We start from the raw sequence: 17,797 nt of genomic DNA on the forward strand, positions 1-17,797 counted from the left end.
AATTGGGTGGACTTGTACGATAGCCTCAAAGAGAAAAAGTAAGTCCAATCATCTTGTTCGCGTAAACAATTCGCGAACACTATTTTCTTTGTTTTACCCTCTATTTCTCCTTAACCGAGCAGTATTGTCTGAAACCCTTACTGGGTAAGGATATTGACGAAAAAATAGGCTAAATTTAAAAACGCCGAAACCCTTGCTATTAAAGGATTCTTATACTTTAGATGCGTTTGCCCTGGTAATTAGTACACCTCCTAGCTGGAACCACTTATCAAGATCTCTAGGGGGTGAGGCAACTATCAACTCTCTCGCTGGCTTTGTTCCAATGATTTGATGTGCGTGGATCTGCCCCCTCGGAGAAAAGAACAAATCTCCGGGTTTTGTATCTATGGCGTAGAGGTTTCCTTTTGGAGCATTGATTCCAGGGGTTACACCTTTAGGATAAATCTGATCCCCTAGGTACAGCCTAACTCCTTCATCAAGGATGTAGAACCACTCGCCTGAATCAAGGTGAATGTGCGGCGGTGTAATGTTCCCCGGTTGACCTGTACCACCGATTAGAACGTACTGTCCGTTGGTATCTTCAGTTGATTTTAGAAAAGTAAGGACTTCGCCCCCGCCAAACAATACCTGCGGCGGGTTTGGATTCGTTATTACATCGGGGAAATCAAAAGCTTCTCCAGTTGAGGACGATGTCACCTTTGGGGAACCAATAGGTGGGGAATCAGTATGTGGGAAATCAACAACATGAGCTTTTACTCTAGAGCTACTCACTAAAATGGAAAACACCACTCCAGTGATAACCATAGATAAGTTTTTTACAGTAGCCATAGACAAATGGACTTTTAAAAAGTCATGACAAATCTGAATCTTACTAGCTTTAGTACAGGACTTTTGCAAGGCGAACAATTGGTGTCAGCTTTGCTCTAATACATCAATAATGAGGCGTTTTAACCGCTTTACCGATGTACATCACAGATGTATCCTCGTCTAGGATAACTCTAATTTCTCCCGTTTTTTTATCTCTACCCTTAAAGTGAAAGCCTTTAATAAGGGTATCAGCAAAGCCATTGTCTTTTAATAAATGAAGTAGCTCTTTGGGCTTAATAAACTTTTGCCAGTTGTGAACGCCACGGTCAATATCCTTCGTAATATTTTCTAAAATCCAAATCATTATAATTTTAGACTTAAAATTCCTATTTATGGTATCAAATAAAAACAGTCCGTTTGGTTTTAGAACCCGATTGATTTCTGAAATAACTTTGTTCAAGTCGGCTACATGCTCCAAAACATCAACGCATGCAACGATGTCAAATGAATTGTCATCAAAGGGTAAATTCTCAGCAAAACCATGTCTGTAGTCAATTTTTAGTCCACTTTTGCTAGCATGTTCTTGAGCTACTTGAATGGAATTTATAACTGGATCTATGCCTGATACAATTACACCTCTCTTTGCCATAAATTCACAGGTAAAGCCGCCGCCACACCCAACATCCAATGCCTTTAAACCCTGCCAATTCGGGACATGACGGTCAAAAAATTCAAATCTGGGCTTATTAAAATAGAATAGGGCGTGGAGATTTGCACCTTCGTTCCACCATTTATCAGCATTCGAGTTGTAATCGTAGTCATCAAACTGTTTATTCTGTACTTGCATATCTTTATCCTCCTAAATAAATCTGTGAACTAGCTGAACCTTCTTCTGCTGGCTTTGACTGTGCCATTTCAACAATGCCGAGTTCGCTCGAGTGTCGGCTCTTAGCCCTCTCTTAAGAAAACAGAATGGTTTCTTTCATCCATAGTGGGCGATCGCTCATGAACAGCTTCTGTCACTCTCCGAAAACAAAAAGTGACAGAAGAGGATTAGGACAGAAACAAACTCTTAAATAAGATTGTGTAAGATTGACAATTCTCAAGAACTTGCAGCTACAGCTAGCCATTAGCAAAGCGATACTCTAAAATAGCTTTCATGTTCCTTGCTTCAAGCAAGTGACCTGCATAAAAATGTTGCCAAAAATCGCCTACCCAGATGCGATCGCTACGTTCGCGATTCTTGGATATATAATCTGGAACATCAGTAACATTGCGCTCGTAATACGGATGTTTGCAGTTAGACCAGAACATAACAGTTCCAGGCTTACGAAGCGTTGGCATTGCGTCAATAAAACGGAAATGATATCGCATCCAAAGTTCTTCTCCCTGATCCCAGGCACAGGGATAGTCAACCACTTTAGAATCGGGGTAAGCTTCAGCACGAATGTAGATAGAGGTATTCTCAGCTAGATAATCTACACCTTTATAAAGACCACCACCAACGTGTTGTAAGTCGCGTGTGCTGAATGTCCACTCTTCCAAACTATAGATGTTGGCAGCATACTTAAAAGCCATGTCTACCGGACATTGAATGTACTCGGAGACAGTACAGTAGGTACCATATATCTCCTCGTGTGAATAAGTTTCCTTGGTAATCTCGTTAAGCTTTGCCATAGCCTCTGGAATACCATGATCTTCACAGACATACACGCCTGGAATTTCTTTTGACTTAATTCCCTTGGGGAGAAGGCTGTCCTTAGTCCACAATTCTAAATTGTCGCGTAATTGCATAGTTCCTCCTGACATTATCCGAATCTAAAAAGCTAAACTATAGTGCAAGACTGAATGCATAGCACAGTGCTATCGCCAACGTATGACTGTCGAACTGACAAAATCTCCTCCATTCGAGAAAGTCCCCAGTGCCAGCAAATCGCCAGATTGCACTTTATTCTTCTCTATGGCATCAGCAAGGGTTACAGGTATTGAACCTTGAAAAAGGTTTCCGTAACACTCGATAGTGTCATGAACGCGTGGCTCACCGATACCGATTCGCTCACGCCACTCCTTGATAAATAAGACATTGGGCTGATGAGTAATCAGTAGCGATATATCATCAGAAGATAGACCAGCCTGATAAAGGCACTTACTGACCGCTTCGGGAACAAGTCTCAAAGCATTTGATCGTAAAGTATTTAACATCTCTTGTGAGAAATTGATAGTAATCTGTCCAGAACCACTTTCCCAATAGTTTAAAAAGCGACCATCTACTAAGTCAGGCTGTCCAACTAAAAGCCCGTAGTGTTCTCCATAAGAACGCTCATAACTTGCTACAAAACTAGATTGACCATCCACTAATAACGTTGCTGATGCTCCATCACCCAGCACCGAATACCGCTTGGAATTTTGAAGTTCTGGCAGCCGGGAAATGTAGTTGGTGACAGTGACAACAGCAATTGTTTTGTACAACCCTGATTCAATGAAGGCACGGGCAGTATTTAGCATCGACAGATAGGAACTACAACCTGTGTCGATATTCAAAACTGTTGCTCGATTTGCTCCAACCCCATATTGAATTGCCGATCCAATACCAGGGCAGAAAAAATCGTTAAATATGCAGGAATACAAGATCAGGTCAAGTTCTTCTGGCTTAGTCTCGGTTTGTTCGAGCAGTTTTTTTAGAGCATAAGTCCCCAAATCGGAGGACTGATATTCTGGTGAGGCGAAGCGTCTTTGCTTGACTCCCTTGAAGAAGGGGTTTTTCTCTAATTCATCTTCGGAGCTAAATATGAGTTCAGTATTATCAACAATACGCTCCGGCATAAAACTAACAACGTCTACAATTTGTGCGCTAGGCATTGTTTTACCTCCTTTGAACATCATTGTCATTGGTTTTAACCATGGGAATTGTCAGTGCATCTTCGCTCAGAAAAGGTGTAAACGGCGGCATTTCTTCACGCAAGAGCCGAAGTTCCAAAACTCCCGGAAGGTCAGTGTGCTTCATATAGTCCTCAAGTTGATGGCGCAATTCGGCAGCAGTGCCAGCACTTCCCGCCCAAAGTCGATGGGAAGGACCAAAACCCCGAGCAATCATTGCAATATCCACTGGTGCATAACGCACGCATTCCAATCGCGACTCAAAATAGAGTTGTTGACGGATTACGCACATACCATGCATATTGTTATTGAACACAATAAATAGGATCGGGAGTTGCAAATCTACTGCTGTATGGATTTCTAATCCGGTCATTAAAAAGGCACCGTCACCTGCAAAAACTACTGTACGTGTACCTTTTGGTGAGCCTAGTTGAGCACCAATTGCTCCTGCGATCGCATAACCCATCCCTCCCATACCAAGCGCGATTGTAGAACTAGATCCGAATGGTACTTTTGTTAAGTGAAGTGCGGCGGCAGCGCAATTGCCCGCGTCGTAGAGGATATGTCCATTCTCCGGAAGGAACTCTTGCACAATGGCAATAGCCTCACTTTGTAACAGCAGTTGGCTATCAGCTATTGGCATCGGGTCGTTTGAGGAGATTGGTGGGGCAGGAAACTGCTTGAATATCTTCAAATAATAGCCTTGAGGTGGCTTATGCTTGAAAGGCTTTTGCTTGAGCAATTCCAAAAGCCCTTTGAAGACCACTCCTGCATCTGCTTCCACGACCAGATCTGGAGAAATAGTACGGCTGATCTGATCAACATCTACATTCACTACCGCAATTTTCTTGTCAAGGAGTGCAGATTGGATTGGCTGTCGTGTCATGAACTTGAGATCACATCCAACAACAATCAGCAAATCTGCTTGCTCTTTCAAGTAGGCGTGAGCAGAAGGATGGCCCGCAACACCCAGCATTCCCAAATACAGAGGATCATCATTGGGAAAGTTACCACGTCCCCCTAGAGTCGTCATCACTGGCAAATCAACACAACGAGCAAAGTTGACTACTGCTTGCGGATTGCTGCACCGTCTTACCCCATCTCCCAAAATGAGTACGGGATTATTAGCCCGATAAATCTCCTCGAAAAGAGGACGAATCATCTCTGATGTCACTTGTGGAGGACGGATAAGTGTTTTAAGTTCATCAGCCCAGATTTCTGGGCAAGGTTCGACCTCTTGCTCAAAGATGTTGCGAGGAAACAAAAGAACAGCCGGTCCGGGACGACCAGAAACAGCAGCTTTAATAGCATGAGTCAGGTGATACCAGAAGTCTTCGGATTTGGAAATCTTCGCTACATACTTGGCAACGGCACTCCAAAGCTTTATGCTATCTACTGTACGACCGATTCCGGAGGAATCTTGAAAAGCTCCTTTTCCCTCAAGCGCTGAGGGTGGCTGTCCAACTAAAGCCAGAACAGGTACTGAATCAGCATAGGACTCGGCGATACCAGCAATGAGATTCATCATTCCCCCACCAGATGTTGAGCAGCATACACCCAAACTTCGGTGAACCCTTGCTCGGCAGTCCGCCATGAAAGCTGCTCCGTCTTCGCTCTTAGCCATTACCGATTTTAGCTTTCCTTCACCTAGCCGATGAATCGCATCATGCAGGTGTTCAATATTCGCGCCGCTGACACCAAATACGTAGCGCACATCTAGGGAAATGAGAACCTTTACTATTGCATCACTTATCTTCAACTTTTCATGTACATACTTACCCCCGAACCGACCAAACCTATCGAGTGCTAATGATCGCCCAGTAGTCGGTAAAACTGGGGTATAGATGTGTTCTGTGCTTGTCACTGTGGAATCTCCTTGTTTTCCTATACTTAGAAAGTCATTCCATATTGACCTTTACTGGGCTAGCAAACTTACACTTCTATGGGACACAACCGCAAGTTTTGCCTCGCGTAGTAGTCGCTTAAGAACCTTACCAATCGGATTCTTTGGAATTGAATCGACAAAATTAATAGCACGGGGAATCTTGTAGGCTGCCATTCTTTCATAACAGAATTCAATGATTTGTTCTTCTGTCATTGCGTGACCAGCCTTTAGTACGATATTCGCCTTAACTATCTCACCTTTTACCTGATCTGGAACACCGTAAACAGCACATTCAGCAACCGCTGGATGTTGATAAATCACATTTTCTACTTCGGCAGGATACACCTTAAAGCCAGAGAGATTTATCATATCTTTGAGGCGGTCAACGATGTAGAAGTAGCCCTCTTCGTCCATCCGACCAATGTCCCCCGTATGAAACCAACCATTTTTGAGAACTTGAGCAGTTTCATCAGGGCGATTCCAATAACCAAGCATGACGTTCAGACCTTGCGGGGCTACAAAAAGGGCTAGGATGCAGATAAAATAAGCCTCATAGCTCTCTGCCCTTGTTGATAATACTTCCGCTTATTAGGAGTTAGTGTCATTAACTCAGCCACCAATTCATAAGAATTTTCCATAAAATTGACCCAGTTAGATCCATATAATCCAATATAAAAGCTGCTATGACGGCGAACTGTCCGCCCAGATTCTTTAATTCGCCCAACATATTTTTGAACACCTATGCGTTTAATTTTTTGACCAGATATAGTTGCAGCTGTATAGGCAAGTGAGATTAATAATATTAGGGAAATTAGTCTTTGACCTGATACATTAGTATCTTCCAAGTTATAGCCACCGCTCTTAAAATCTCTAAACATCTCTTCAATATCAAAACGTTGTTTATAAGCTCTAATAACTGAATCTAAATTATCTAAGTTGGTAAGGATAAACCAACCCTCCTCCGGCGCGACTCCCAAACGTTTACGCTTCCATTTAGCAGTAAGATTAAAGCTAATAAATCCTGTACTTTTTGTATATTTAATACCTTGATAAAAGAAAGAAAGTCCGGGTGCTAAACCTAAATCTCTTAATTGCAGCCAAATTTCCGGTTCTATTTCTATAAATGCATCTTTTTTTAAGCGTAAACAGAAATATACTTTCTGCTCTGTCAGCCAGTTAGCCAGTTTTATTGAACAAAATTCCCGGTCTCCTAACACTACAGTTTTATAATTATTAAAAAGCGGCAATGCTTTTTTGAATACTGCTTCTTGTTCATCAAAATTGCTTGAACCTAATTTGTCTAATAGCTTAAAGTATATTGGAATAGACCTTTTATCCCAAACCACACTAATCATTAACAGATTAATACACCCCCAATTAGTCCGGTCAATTACTAAATAAATAACTTCATTTAAGGGAAGATATATCTCTAACCAGCTTTTAATAATTGGGAACCAAATTTCTTCAATATTTATGTAATTTAAAGACAAAAATCTTTGAATCTTCTTTCTTCTATTTTCAAAAAATATGGGGATAGGTAAAGCAGTAGCCAGTGCTTCAATGCTAACATTTTTTATTGATTGTAATAAATTAATCAGAATTTTTAGTAATAAATATTCTGCATGTCCCAATTCTCGCTTGAGGTTTGTTTCGTAGAATTCTGGTAACATTATCATTAAATAGAGCTTGTTGCGAATGAAGGCTCTTTTTCTTTTACCACAAATTGCTACACTCATTGCAATATAAGCATTCTAAACCATTTTGTCCCCCCGCAAGAAATTTTACTCGAACCATTCTCCTTAACTTTTTGTTACATAACTATAAGTTTTTCCGCCGACTTACTTACCTGTATTATTAAAAATAGGAGAAAAGAAAAGTTTAATTTTTTCTCCTATTTATTTCATGCGTTATACCAATTTATCAAAGCTAATCTTGTTTGAAATAAAGATTGCTACTAGACTAATTTTCAAACCAATAACTATGAACAAGGAAAGCTTGGTATAAATTATTTACGCATGACAAAATAGCTAAATAACAGCGATGCTAAAGGCGTTCAAAGTAGGTACAGTAATCAATGTCGCTAGTAATTGCTGAGAAGAACTGCCACTACCATCTTGGTCAAAGAATAATTGACCAGTTCTGTCATTATAGATAAAACGATCATTTTCATCTAATGAAGAAGTTCCTAAGACAAAACTACTAGTAGCCAAAGAACCTATACTTAATTCTGAACCAAAGCCACTAGCTGAGATATCAATCCTATCTTCACCAGAAGTGAAATCTAAGATTAAGTCACCCCCCTCGATTGGACTAAAATATTGAAATCGGTCAAAACCTGCTCCACCTATTAGCACATCTAGATTACCGCCACCTGTTAAAATATCGTTTCCGGCTCCTCCGTCGAATACGTCATTGCCAAAACCACTGATTAAGGTATCATCTCCGTCTCCGCCAAGAGCACCATCAATACCATCACCACCATCGATGAAGTCATTTCCTAGACCTCCAAGCAAGACATCGCTACCATCATTACCACTTATGATGTCGTTACCATCCCTTCCTTGCAAGGAATTATCTAAATCATTACCGATGATTGTGTCATTTTCAGATGTGCCGATAACATTAATAAAATTCTCAACATTGAGTGTTAATGGTTGTAAATTGGGAATACCAGAAACAACTACTCTATCTTGAGACAAATCAGCAGAAATTGAAATCCCTGGAAGAGCTGTGGAACTATCAATGATGTTAGATTGGCCAATACTACCAATAATAGTTTCAACGTTCGTAACTTTGTCGGTTCCCAGAGTACCTTTTTGAATATCGCCAGCGATCCCTACAGATACAGATTGTCCTAAATTGGTGTAGTCAACAATATCTATGCCTTCTTCGCCCTGAATAATGTAATTTCCTGGACTACCAATAAATCGGTCATTATTTCGAGTTCCCAAAAGAAGATCGTCCCCAAAAGTAGGTGTAACTTTTGGACCTTCAGGAGTACCTTCAATTATAGCTAGAGTTTGTGCCATGATTTTTTCCTCAAAAGTAAAAAAGAAAACTGTACTATGCAGAAGTTGCTGTCAGCGTGATTAGAAGAATTTGATAAAATCAAGCTACAGATTTCCAGAATTTTACCCAAATCAAATGTAACCTCTTCAATTTCAATTATGCTACATTTACATAATTTTTAATTTCAAAAAAAGCATTTTTTGGGTAATAGTAGTTGCTCTGATTTAGCTGTTAACTAAAATATTTGTAAAAGCCTTAAATTGGAGACTTGAGACTTAAAATATGTTTATTCTTCAAAGCCCCTTCCATAATTTTTCCGTTAATTACCCAGTCTCTAGTTGCTTTCACCTTATAGTTTCCTACCACTAATTAGGCTCCAGTAACCACTGCTTGGTTGAATTTTTATATCAGTAAAACCTGCTTCCTTTAGCATTACTGACAACTCATGACCTGAGTATTGCTGACCTTCAGTCCACAAAAGCATAGCCATGTTATAGGCAGCAGTAGGATAAGGGCCAGTTTTCTGATCATCGTAGAGCATTTCGTGGAGAAGAATCCGACCTCCGAATTTAAGGCTATCGAAGCTTTTTTGAGTGAGAAAACGACATTTTTCTGGCGACCAATCATGGTAGATATCACTATAAAAATGGAGATCAGCCACTGGAAAATCATCGTTCCACCAGTTAACTGTTTGTGTTTTAATGCGACTCTGCAAGCCATAGTTTGTGATTATTTCTTGAGCTACTTCGCATACTGGAGGTAAATCAAGAACAATAGCTTGTAAATTTGACCATTTTAAGGTTGCACCAATAGCATGAGCGCCCGAACCTCCGCCAATATCAACAGGGCGAACGCACGGCATTTCTGAAACCCCTGCTGGATAAGGATCTTGACGAAAAAATAGGCTAAAGTTAAAAACGTTGAAACCCTTGCTATTAAAGGATTCTTATACTTTAGATGCGTTTGCCCTGCCAATATCAACCAGCAATTTGTGTTCTGACAAATCAATAAGTTCTGGCCAAGCTAAAGCAGATCCCATACTGTGACCGTGCATAGCATAGGTGAAAGCGCGTGCCTTTTCAGCCTGTTCTTCATGAGAAACAAATAGTTGTCCATTGTCGTAAACTTGGGCAGAATTGGTAAGGACAGCTTTTTTTAAGCTTTCAACCGAAAACAGCTGATCGTTAGCAAATAACATCTCTAAAAAGCCTCCAAAATACGTAGGGCTGCTTTCTAAGAGATAGTCTTGTGCAAGAGAAGTGAGAGAATAAAAACCATTTTGTACTTGCACCAATCCGATCGATGTAAGTACTGTTAAAAGGACTTCTGCTGGACGCTGTTGAATAGCGATCGCTTCACATATATTTGTAAGAGTAAGTGGTTTTGAAGCTAAAAGAGGAAACAATTTGAGATTGTGGGCAACAAGAAGTACTCGATTTCCTGCACTGGCGAAGACAATATTCCACAATAACCGTTCATCTGTGCTGGCTTTAGGAATGGTAACAGAAACAGTTTGATTCATAATATTGAGAAAATTTTGATTGGTGGATTATCTAAATAGCCATAACACCCTACTCCTATCCCCACAAGCAAGGAGGGAAATAAGAAGTTTTTTCATTTACTCTGGTGTACGCAGTTCATGATGGCAACTTAGAGAAAGACAGGATAATGCCAACAAACGAACCTAAAACTAGCAAAGTACTACTCAGCGAACTAAGTCCAAAACCAATTAGTCGCTTTTCAGCAGCCTGATAATATCCCAGAGCGTAAGCAATTCTACCTGCCAGCTAGACTGCATCAAAGATGGTACTCCACAAAGGGCTGACGTAGAAAGAAAACAACCATAAGCTAGGTAAAAAGAATACAATCTGCTCTAAAGTATTCTGCTGAACACGTAGTACTCGTTCAAAGTTGGGATCTCCTGCTGTTTGGGGAGGTAAAACTTTGTATTTGGTTCTGGCTCGACTGACATTAATTGTTATAACCAGATAAAACAGCAGTGTTAGAGTAGTTATCAGACTAGTTAAAGAAGACATACGATATTTTAGCTAGAGTCAAAAGTCAAAAAGGAGCAGATGCAGGGCGAACGCACGGTATTTCTGAAACCCTTACTGGGTAAGGATATTGACGAAAAAATAGGCTAAATTTAAAAACGCCGAAACCCTTGCTATTAAAGGATTCTTATACTTTAGATGCGTTTGCCCTGGGAGCAGATGGGATGGGGAGCATAGTAATACGGTTCGGATAACCTCTTGAGGCAGGAAAGATTTGATAGACAATTAGTTCTTTCCCCCCTGCTCAAGAACAGCCTGCCTCAATGAATAAATTCCTTAACTAAACGTGGGGAGCATAGTGGAAAAAAGACTGCCTACAAGAGGCGGGACATGAACAGAAAATCTTTTTTCCCTTCTGCCCTTCTGCTTTCTTGTCAAAGATCAAGAGTCAAGAGTCTAAAATATTAACAATTCACTATGTCTATGACATTTGCGTAATTCCAGCTAAGATACGAGCATGTTCTTGGGCGCTGCGTAAGCAATGATTCAGGAAACCAGCATAAGCATCAAGGGCTTTACCTCCAATCTCAACCAATACGTTCACATTCTCAGGGTACTCTTGGAGAAAGTTCTTGAGAAGTTTGGCATTAAGTTGGGTATGACCGATATCTACGCTTACATGCTCTTCCATGAAGGTCAAGCCTTCAGTAATTTTTGAGCCGAGAACTTTTTGAGATTGCTGAATCAACTGCGAACCGTAGCGCACGGATAGCATTTCGATTTCATATTCAATAGCTACCTGAGCAAAAGGAGTATTACTAGCAATCACATCTTCATGGAGTTGACGGTAACGATGGGTACTTTCAGCTATTGGGAGTGAGAGGAACCATTCTGCGTTTAATTGCTGTGTATGGCGAGTATTCCAGCTAGCAACTAAAGAGTAAGTGTCTTCAATCATCATCAAATGATGACCAGCTTCCTGCTCGGCATGGGTACGCAGTAATTTACCAAGTTCTGTGTATCCTAATTGTAAGCAGCGATCGCTAGCCCGATTGATCCAATCTTCTACTGCATCAGTCATGGCTACACCGTGGGCATTGAAGTAGATTAAATACAGCTCCAAAACTGTAGAATCGATATCTGGACAGAAAATTTTTTCTAAACCAGAGTTTTGCTTGAATTGTAATCGTGCACTTTCAATTTGAGATTCATAAATTGCATACAGATTTCGTTTGACTTGTGTTTCCAACATAAACATCTATCCTTGATTAAAGTTTGATGGACAATTGAAACATTACTGATGAACTTTTTTGTTAATCAGTAAGACTTGTGATTATGAGAAAGCTAGATTTATGCTTTTTCATAGCTATAGCCAGAGCTATATTTCTATCTCATACTCTCCAGGAATTGGAGAATGCTGATACCATTGAGCCGGAATATCAATGTCTGGAATTATGAGGCGGCTTTCCATTGGTTCGCTACCGGCTCGGTAAAATTCATGAATTTTATAAAAAGGAACTGGCTTGATGATGCGAGTATGGATATTTAGAGCATCTGAAAAATACTTGAAGATTGAGACATTTGCACAAGCAACTAAAAGATGTGGTTTTTCTTCGTTCATGTGAATGAAGTCTTTAGAGTGCGCTACTCCCATCAATAATTTCCCAATTCCTTTATTGCGCCACTCATCTTTGACAACAAATTTGCTCAATTCTCTAATATTTTTTCCTGAGTATCTGTTGGCTACTCCAACTGGAATCAAGATCTGTTTAATATCCTCTTCAGTTACTTTAGCGTATCTTTCAGGATTTGTACTGTGTAAATATAATCCCATACATGCTACTAATTCACCATTAACTAATCCCATTAAATAATGATGAGGATATAGTTCGACCTTAGCTTCAATATCATAGTGTGATTCCGAGAATTTAATTCTCAGCTTTTTATAATATATGTCTGATATTAAAGACTGGCATTGATGATTTTCAAGATGAGATTTTGCAATTTTGAATTTACAAGTGAGCTTTTTAGCAACTTTAGTTTGCTGTATTAAATCAAGACTCATATTTTATTTATTCCATGTTTTATAGAGGAAAATGAGGCACAAATAACAAATAACTCCTGTATGTAATTAACTATTTGTTAGCATTTTTATTGGAGAAAGGTTTGGTGTTCTTCCTTGTCTCAAAAGCCTTTTCAAAACTTTACCAGTTGGATTCTTGGGAATTCCAGAAACAAAATCGATAGCTTGGGGAATCTTATAAGTTGCTATTTTTGGAGAACAGAATTCCTTAATTTGTGTTTCTGTAATTATTTGACCAGCTTTAAGCACAATGTTAGCTTTAACTATCTCACCTTTAATGGGGTCAGGAACACCATATACAGCAACTTCGGCAACTGCTGGATGTTGATAAATGATATTTTCAACTTCAGTTGGATAAACTTTAAATCCTGATAAATTGATCATATCTTTCAAGCGGTCAACAATATAGAAGAATCCATCTTCATCCATACGGCCAATATCACCAGTATGGAACCAACCATTTTTAATTACTGCCGCAGTTTCTAAGGGACGATTCCAATAGCCAAGCATGACATTTGGCCCTCGAACTATAATTTCACCCAACTCGCCTGGTTGTACCTGATGACCATAACTATCAACAATCTGGATTTCTACATTATCAATTGGAGTACCAATTGAACCCAGTTTGTAATTCAAGTCATTGTTATAAGTCGCAAATGGTGATGTTTCCGTTAAACCATAACCTTCATGGATAAAATCTCCATATTTATCATGCCATTTTTGGGCGATTTCAATTGGCATTGGTGCAGCGGCTGAAAAGTAATAACGTATGCTCTTGAGATGCTTCGCATAGATATCTTTGTTCAGCATTTTGATAAATACTGTGGGGACGCCAAAAAGCATTGTAGCTTGATATCTACGAAGGTCTTCAATAAGTTTTTCTAGGTCAAAACGACGGTATAGAATAATAGTTGCACAGGCACTAAAACCAGTATTTAAAATGGCGTTTTGACCAAAACAATGGAACAGTGGCAAATATAGCAGTAAGCGATCACTCTTACTAAGACGATAACAACGGTTCGCTGCGTAGCTGTTAGCAATGACATTGCCGTGGGAAAGAGTAGCACCTTTAGGAAAGCCTGTCGTACCTGAAGTATAGAGAATACAAGCAGGGGCATGGCGTTCCATTTCTAGTGCAGGTGACTCTGGAGAAGCATTAGCTATCAGTTGTGCTAAAGTTGTTCCCTTATTGGCTTTCCCTTCAGCAATGAAAATATGTTGTAATTCGGGTAAGTCTGCCTCTGATATCTGCTCGCTTTGGGATTCTGTGGTAATGATGGCTTTGACTGCACAATCGTTGAGAATGTAACTAACTTCAGCAGTTTTCAACATAACGTTGATGGAAACAGCAACAGCACCAATTTTGAGAATGCCAAGATAAGAAATCACAAACTCTGGAATATTTGGCAAAAACAAAGCCACGCGATCGCCTTTTTTAATTCCCAGTCCTTTTAAACCGTTTGCTACTCGCCCTGCTAACTCATCAAGCTGTTTGTAAGTAAAAGATTTATCTTCAAAAATCAGGGCAATCTTATTAGGCAATAAGCGATGTCCTCGCTCCACATAATGTGCGATGTTCATAATTGTAAGTAATTAGGATTGTTGAATGCGGTGACGATTAGCCTCTATATGATGCTCTAGGCAATAAAATCATCAATCAAACTACTCAATTTCAGTTGACCACAAGATTGTTAATAGCAGCAACAATTTGTCCACCAGAGGCGATATCAGCTGCAATCCGGGCAATATGTAAGTCTAGGCCTTGTTGGTGGTCATTCCAAATGTAAGGACGGTCAGCAGCAGGCGACTGTCCTACTACATCCCGAATTGCTATATATAAATCTCTTGTAGCAGGTGATAGGCAAGCACGAGCGTCATAATGTTTAGCGACTGCATAGGTGCGTAAGTCAACTGCTTGCACCCCAAACATGAGCGCGATCGCCATATACTGTTGGAAAATGTCTACAGAGTGTCTGGCTAAATTTGCAGAAGCAAAACCTTGACTGTTGATATTTTGATTAAATTGTTCGGCATGGGTAGGGAATCTATCGGCTATGGAATTGCCGTAGAAGGTCAATAACGGCATGATAGAGTTTCCGGCTATTTGCAGACCCTTTAGCCCCATGTTCACACTACGTTCGCTGTTCCCTACTAGAGATGCTGGCAATCCGTTATTAAATTCCGGTGCTACCAGACAGGCTATTTGTACATCCAAATGTTTAGCCAACAACCCAATGTAATAACGTAGCTGATCCATACCAATGCTGACATACTGTCCTAAGAAGTTACCTCCGTGATAACTAGCTTGGTTTTCTACATCAATCAGTGGATTATCTGTCGCAGAGTTAATCTCTACTTCAATTTGTTTGCTAATCTGCTCAATACCATCAACAATTGGGCCCATATATTGGGGTAGACAGCGCAGCGAATAACGGTCTTGAATTAAATGCGTACCTCGATAATCGTGGGAACCATCTAACTCTTCCCGGACTAAGGAAGAACCTGCAAGCAAGTTGAGCATTTGGGAAGCAGCCCATTTTTGCCCTGGATGCGGTTTTAACTGATGAATAAATGGATGGAAGGATTGATTAGTTCCATTCAAACCTTGAATAGCTAAGGCATGGGCTCCCATTGTTAGGGTTAATAAGGTTTTGGTATCGTAAACGCAGTTAGCCGCGATCGCAGTCATCACAGAAGTACCATTCATCATTGCCAACCCTTCTTTCGGAAGTAGTTGCAATGGCTCTAAACCGAGCTTTTTCAAGGCTGTGGGAGCATCCATTTCTGTACCGTTAAAATCAACGGTGTAGCTAGGATCTAGACCAATCATTGCCCCAGTAATGTAAGATAGTGGCACTAAATCACCACTTGCACCGATGGAACCAAATTCATAGACATGGGGTGTAACACCAGCATTCAAAAACTTTTCTAAACGCTGAATCAGTTCTAGACGGATACCAGATGCACCATACAAATGTGAATTGAGCCGTAACAACATAGCAGCACGGATATCAGCCAGTGGTAATCTCTGCCCTGCACCTGATTTGAGAAACCAAACGAGGTTATTCTGCAATAATGGCGCACACTCAGGCGAGATGACAACATTAGCCATACCACCAAACCCGCTAGTCACACCATAAATAGACTGACCAGTTTCAACGGCATGAGAAATATAGTCACGAGAAGCTTGGATTCCTTGTAATACCTTCTGATTATCAGTCACACGTACCAAAGCATCATGACGGGCGACGCTAACAACTTCATCAATTGTCAGGTTTTTTTCACCAACAATAATTGTTTTGTCTATCTTTCCTGAGAAAGAAGCTGAATATTTAGAAGTCTTGTCTGTGCTTAAGGATACTGTATTCATCGGAGTTGTTTGGCTCTAAAATTGCAGCTAGTCGTAGAAATATATTGTTTGATCGGTGCGATCCGGCGTTGCTGTCGGAAGTTGGATTGACTTACTTACCTTAACTGAAACATTTCTATACTTACCAGAGGTAAGGTTTTATGCAAAAATGTTGTGTAAAGCCAGCAACACCACTGATTTAAAGTTAAACGAAGCTAGAAACTCGTGTAGTGAACTTTGGCGTTGCAACTGTGCTATTGCTTTTAGACCAACGACCAAAGAATTTGCTGATGCTGGCTAATTCTTGCATTAATTCTTCAAATGCTTCCAATGTCAAAGACTGTGGTCCATCAGAAAGTGCTTTAGCGGGATTGGGGTGTACCTCAATCATCAAAGAATCTGCACCGGCAGCAATAGAGGCCATAGACATAGTTGAAACAAACTCTGATTTACCAGTAGCATGGCTAGGATCAATCATAATTGGTAAGTGAGTCAGGGTTCGCAATACTGGAATTGCAGATATATCTAAAGTGTTGCGAGTATATTGTCGGTCAAAAGTGCGAATTCCTCGTTCGCATAAAATCACATTGGGATTACCTGCTGCCAGAATATACTCGGCTGACATCAACCAATCTTCAATCGTGGCTGCAAGTCCGCGCTTGAGCAGAACTGGTTTACCTGTTGCTCCTACTTTCTTGAGGAGCGAGAAATTCTGCATATTGCGGGCACCGATTTGCATCACATCTGCAATAGATGCAACCTTATCGATGTCAGCTGTATCCATGACTTCTGTGATGATCCCCAGCCCGGTGACAACGCGAGCTTGAGCTAACAACTCTAAGGCACTCTCACCATGACCCTGGAAAGCGTAAGGTGAGGTACGAGGTTTGTAGGCTCCTCCTCGTAAAAACTGCGCTCCTGCTGCTTTGACTCGCTGTGCTGTTTCTACAATCATCTCTTCGTTTTCTACGGAACAGGGCCCAGCTACTAAGACTAAAGAATGGTTTTGACCAAAGGTTACAGGTCCATTGGGTGTTGGTACAACTACATCAGTTGGTTCGCTATAGCGAAATTCTCTTGAAGCCCGTTTGAAAGGCTTCTTCACCCGTATAACCTGCTCAATAAAAGGGCTTAAATTTTGGATTTGTCGGGGATCAATCTCTGCGGTATCACCTACCAAACCGATCACCACTTTGTCCTGACCTACACATTTTTCTGGTGTTATGTTCCATCGGCGAATTTCTTCGCTGATTCGCTCAATTTCTGCTGCTGGGCTACAGGATTTAATGACGATAATCATTGATTTAAAATCCTCCTTAAATATTGCAAATCATGGTAATTTAGATTCACATGATGTCATCCGTTTCATTTGGACTTTGCTTAAAATGCTACAAGTATTACTCAATTACATGGTTCCTTTTCAGGCAAAGTAAAAAATAATATTTACAATCTACTTGCCAATGAAGTTTGAAAAAGGTGTATTGTTACATCTACCAAGCTTAAAATTATTTTTTTAATTATCAAAAATAAGATTGGTAAAAAGCTTTTTGCACAATTTTTTGATCTCAGAGGATGTTTTAAAAGTCGTTTAGTCAGTAGCAAAACGTTTTAGATCCCCCTAGATCCCCTTTTTAAGGGGATTTTGATTCCGGTTGCCCTTTTTATAAGGGGGTTAGGGGAGATTAAACAGTGCTTAAAATTACAATAAACAACTTTTAAAATATCCTCTTAAATTAGAAACTTATTGCATTTATAGCCTTTGACTATAATCATTTGTAGCCATCCTCAAAACA

At 40.2% G+C, this 17,797-nt stretch carries 16 protein-coding genes; all 16 read right to left on the reverse strand.

Annotated elements, in window-relative coordinates; translation table 11 throughout:
- Positions 1 to 210 precede the first annotated feature (210 nt).
- The 16 genes from LC608_RS30945 to aroF all read right to left on the reverse strand — a co-directional run bounded on the left by LC608_RS30945 (position 211) and on the right by aroF (position 17,304).
- Positions 211 to 828, reverse strand: coding sequence for a hypothetical protein (locus tag LC608_RS30945; protein WP_229557219.1), 618 nt, complete (start codon positions 826 to 828; stop codon positions 211 to 213).
- A gap of 103 nt (positions 829 to 931) precedes the next feature.
- The gene (gene ubiG, locus LC608_RS30950) at positions 932 to 1,654 is read right to left on the reverse strand and encodes a bifunctional 2-polyprenyl-6-hydroxyphenol methylase/3-demethylubiquinol 3-O-methyltransferase UbiG (RefSeq protein WP_229557220.1); all 723 of its coding nucleotides are present in this window, start codon (positions 1,652 to 1,654) and stop codon (positions 932 to 934) included.
- A gap of 275 nt (positions 1,655 to 1,929) precedes the next feature.
- On the reverse strand, positions 1,930 to 2,601 hold the full coding sequence (locus tag LC608_RS30955; RefSeq protein WP_229557221.1) for a hypothetical protein: 672 nt from the start codon (positions 2,599 to 2,601) through the stop codon (positions 1,930 to 1,932).
- A gap of 69 nt (positions 2,602 to 2,670) precedes the next feature.
- Positions 2,671 to 3,666 (reverse strand): 3-oxoacyl-ACP synthase III family protein, encoded by a 996-nt coding sequence (locus tag LC608_RS30960; protein WP_229557222.1) that lies wholly within the window; start codon positions 3,664 to 3,666, stop codon positions 2,671 to 2,673.
- 4 nt (positions 3,667 to 3,670) lie between these two features.
- Entirely contained in the window at positions 3,671 to 5,548 is a 1,878-nt protein-coding gene (locus LC608_RS30965; protein WP_229557223.1) for a thiamine pyrophosphate-binding protein, read from the reverse strand.
- Between the two features lie 51 nt (positions 5,549 to 5,599).
- Positions 5,600 to 6,064, reverse strand: a complete 465-nt coding sequence (locus LC608_RS30970; protein ID WP_229557224.1) for an AMP-binding protein — start codon at positions 6,062 to 6,064, stop codon at positions 5,600 to 5,602.
- Positions 6,065 to 6,096: 32 nt separating this feature from the next.
- Complete coding sequence (locus LC608_RS30975; protein ID WP_229557251.1) at positions 6,097 to 7,239, reverse strand: IS4 family transposase; 1,143 nt, start codon at positions 7,237 to 7,239, stop codon at positions 6,097 to 6,099.
- A gap of 357 nt (positions 7,240 to 7,596) precedes the next feature.
- A complete protein-coding gene (locus tag LC608_RS30980) occupies positions 7,597 to 8,598 on the reverse strand; it encodes a calcium-binding protein (RefSeq protein ID WP_229557225.1) in 1,002 nt (333 codons plus the stop codon).
- 329 nt (positions 8,599 to 8,927) lie between these two features.
- Positions 8,928 to 9,440 (reverse strand): methyltransferase, encoded by a 513-nt coding sequence (locus tag LC608_RS30985; RefSeq protein WP_229557226.1) that lies wholly within the window; start codon positions 9,438 to 9,440, stop codon positions 8,928 to 8,930.
- Between the two features lie 84 nt (positions 9,441 to 9,524).
- Entirely contained in the window at positions 9,525 to 10,100 is a 576-nt protein-coding gene (locus LC608_RS30990; RefSeq protein ID WP_229557227.1) for a methyltransferase dimerization domain-containing protein, read from the reverse strand.
- Between the two features lie 265 nt (positions 10,101 to 10,365).
- Complete coding sequence (locus tag LC608_RS37385) at positions 10,366 to 10,614, reverse strand: MAPEG family protein (RefSeq protein ID WP_308189955.1); 249 nt, start codon at positions 10,612 to 10,614, stop codon at positions 10,366 to 10,368.
- 439 nt (positions 10,615 to 11,053) lie between these two features.
- A complete protein-coding gene (locus tag LC608_RS31000; protein ID WP_229557229.1) occupies positions 11,054 to 11,824 on the reverse strand; it encodes a hypothetical protein in 771 nt (256 codons plus the stop codon).
- 126 nt (positions 11,825 to 11,950) lie between these two features.
- The gene (locus tag LC608_RS31005; protein ID WP_229557230.1) at positions 11,951 to 12,637 is read right to left on the reverse strand and encodes a GNAT family N-acetyltransferase; all 687 of its coding nucleotides are present in this window, start codon (positions 12,635 to 12,637) and stop codon (positions 11,951 to 11,953) included.
- 66 nt (positions 12,638 to 12,703) lie between these two features.
- Entirely contained in the window at positions 12,704 to 14,236 is a 1,533-nt protein-coding gene (locus LC608_RS31010; RefSeq protein ID WP_229557231.1) for a class I adenylate-forming enzyme family protein, read from the reverse strand.
- A gap of 91 nt (positions 14,237 to 14,327) precedes the next feature.
- On the reverse strand, positions 14,328 to 16,025 hold the full coding sequence (hutH, locus tag LC608_RS31015) for a histidine ammonia-lyase (protein ID WP_229557233.1): 1,698 nt from the start codon (positions 16,023 to 16,025) through the stop codon (positions 14,328 to 14,330).
- A gap of 184 nt (positions 16,026 to 16,209) precedes the next feature.
- Positions 16,210 to 17,304 carry a 3-deoxy-7-phosphoheptulonate synthase gene (gene aroF, locus LC608_RS31020; protein WP_229557234.1) on the reverse strand — a complete coding sequence of 365 codons (1,095 nt, stop codon included), beginning with the start codon at positions 17,302 to 17,304 and terminating at the stop codon, positions 16,210 to 16,212.
- Between the last annotated feature and the right edge of the window lie 493 nt (positions 17,305 to 17,797).

Source organism: Nostoc sp. XA010, from assembly GCF_020829625.1.
Classification (GTDB): Bacteria; Cyanobacteriota; Cyanobacteriia; order Cyanobacteriales; family Nostocaceae; genus Nostoc.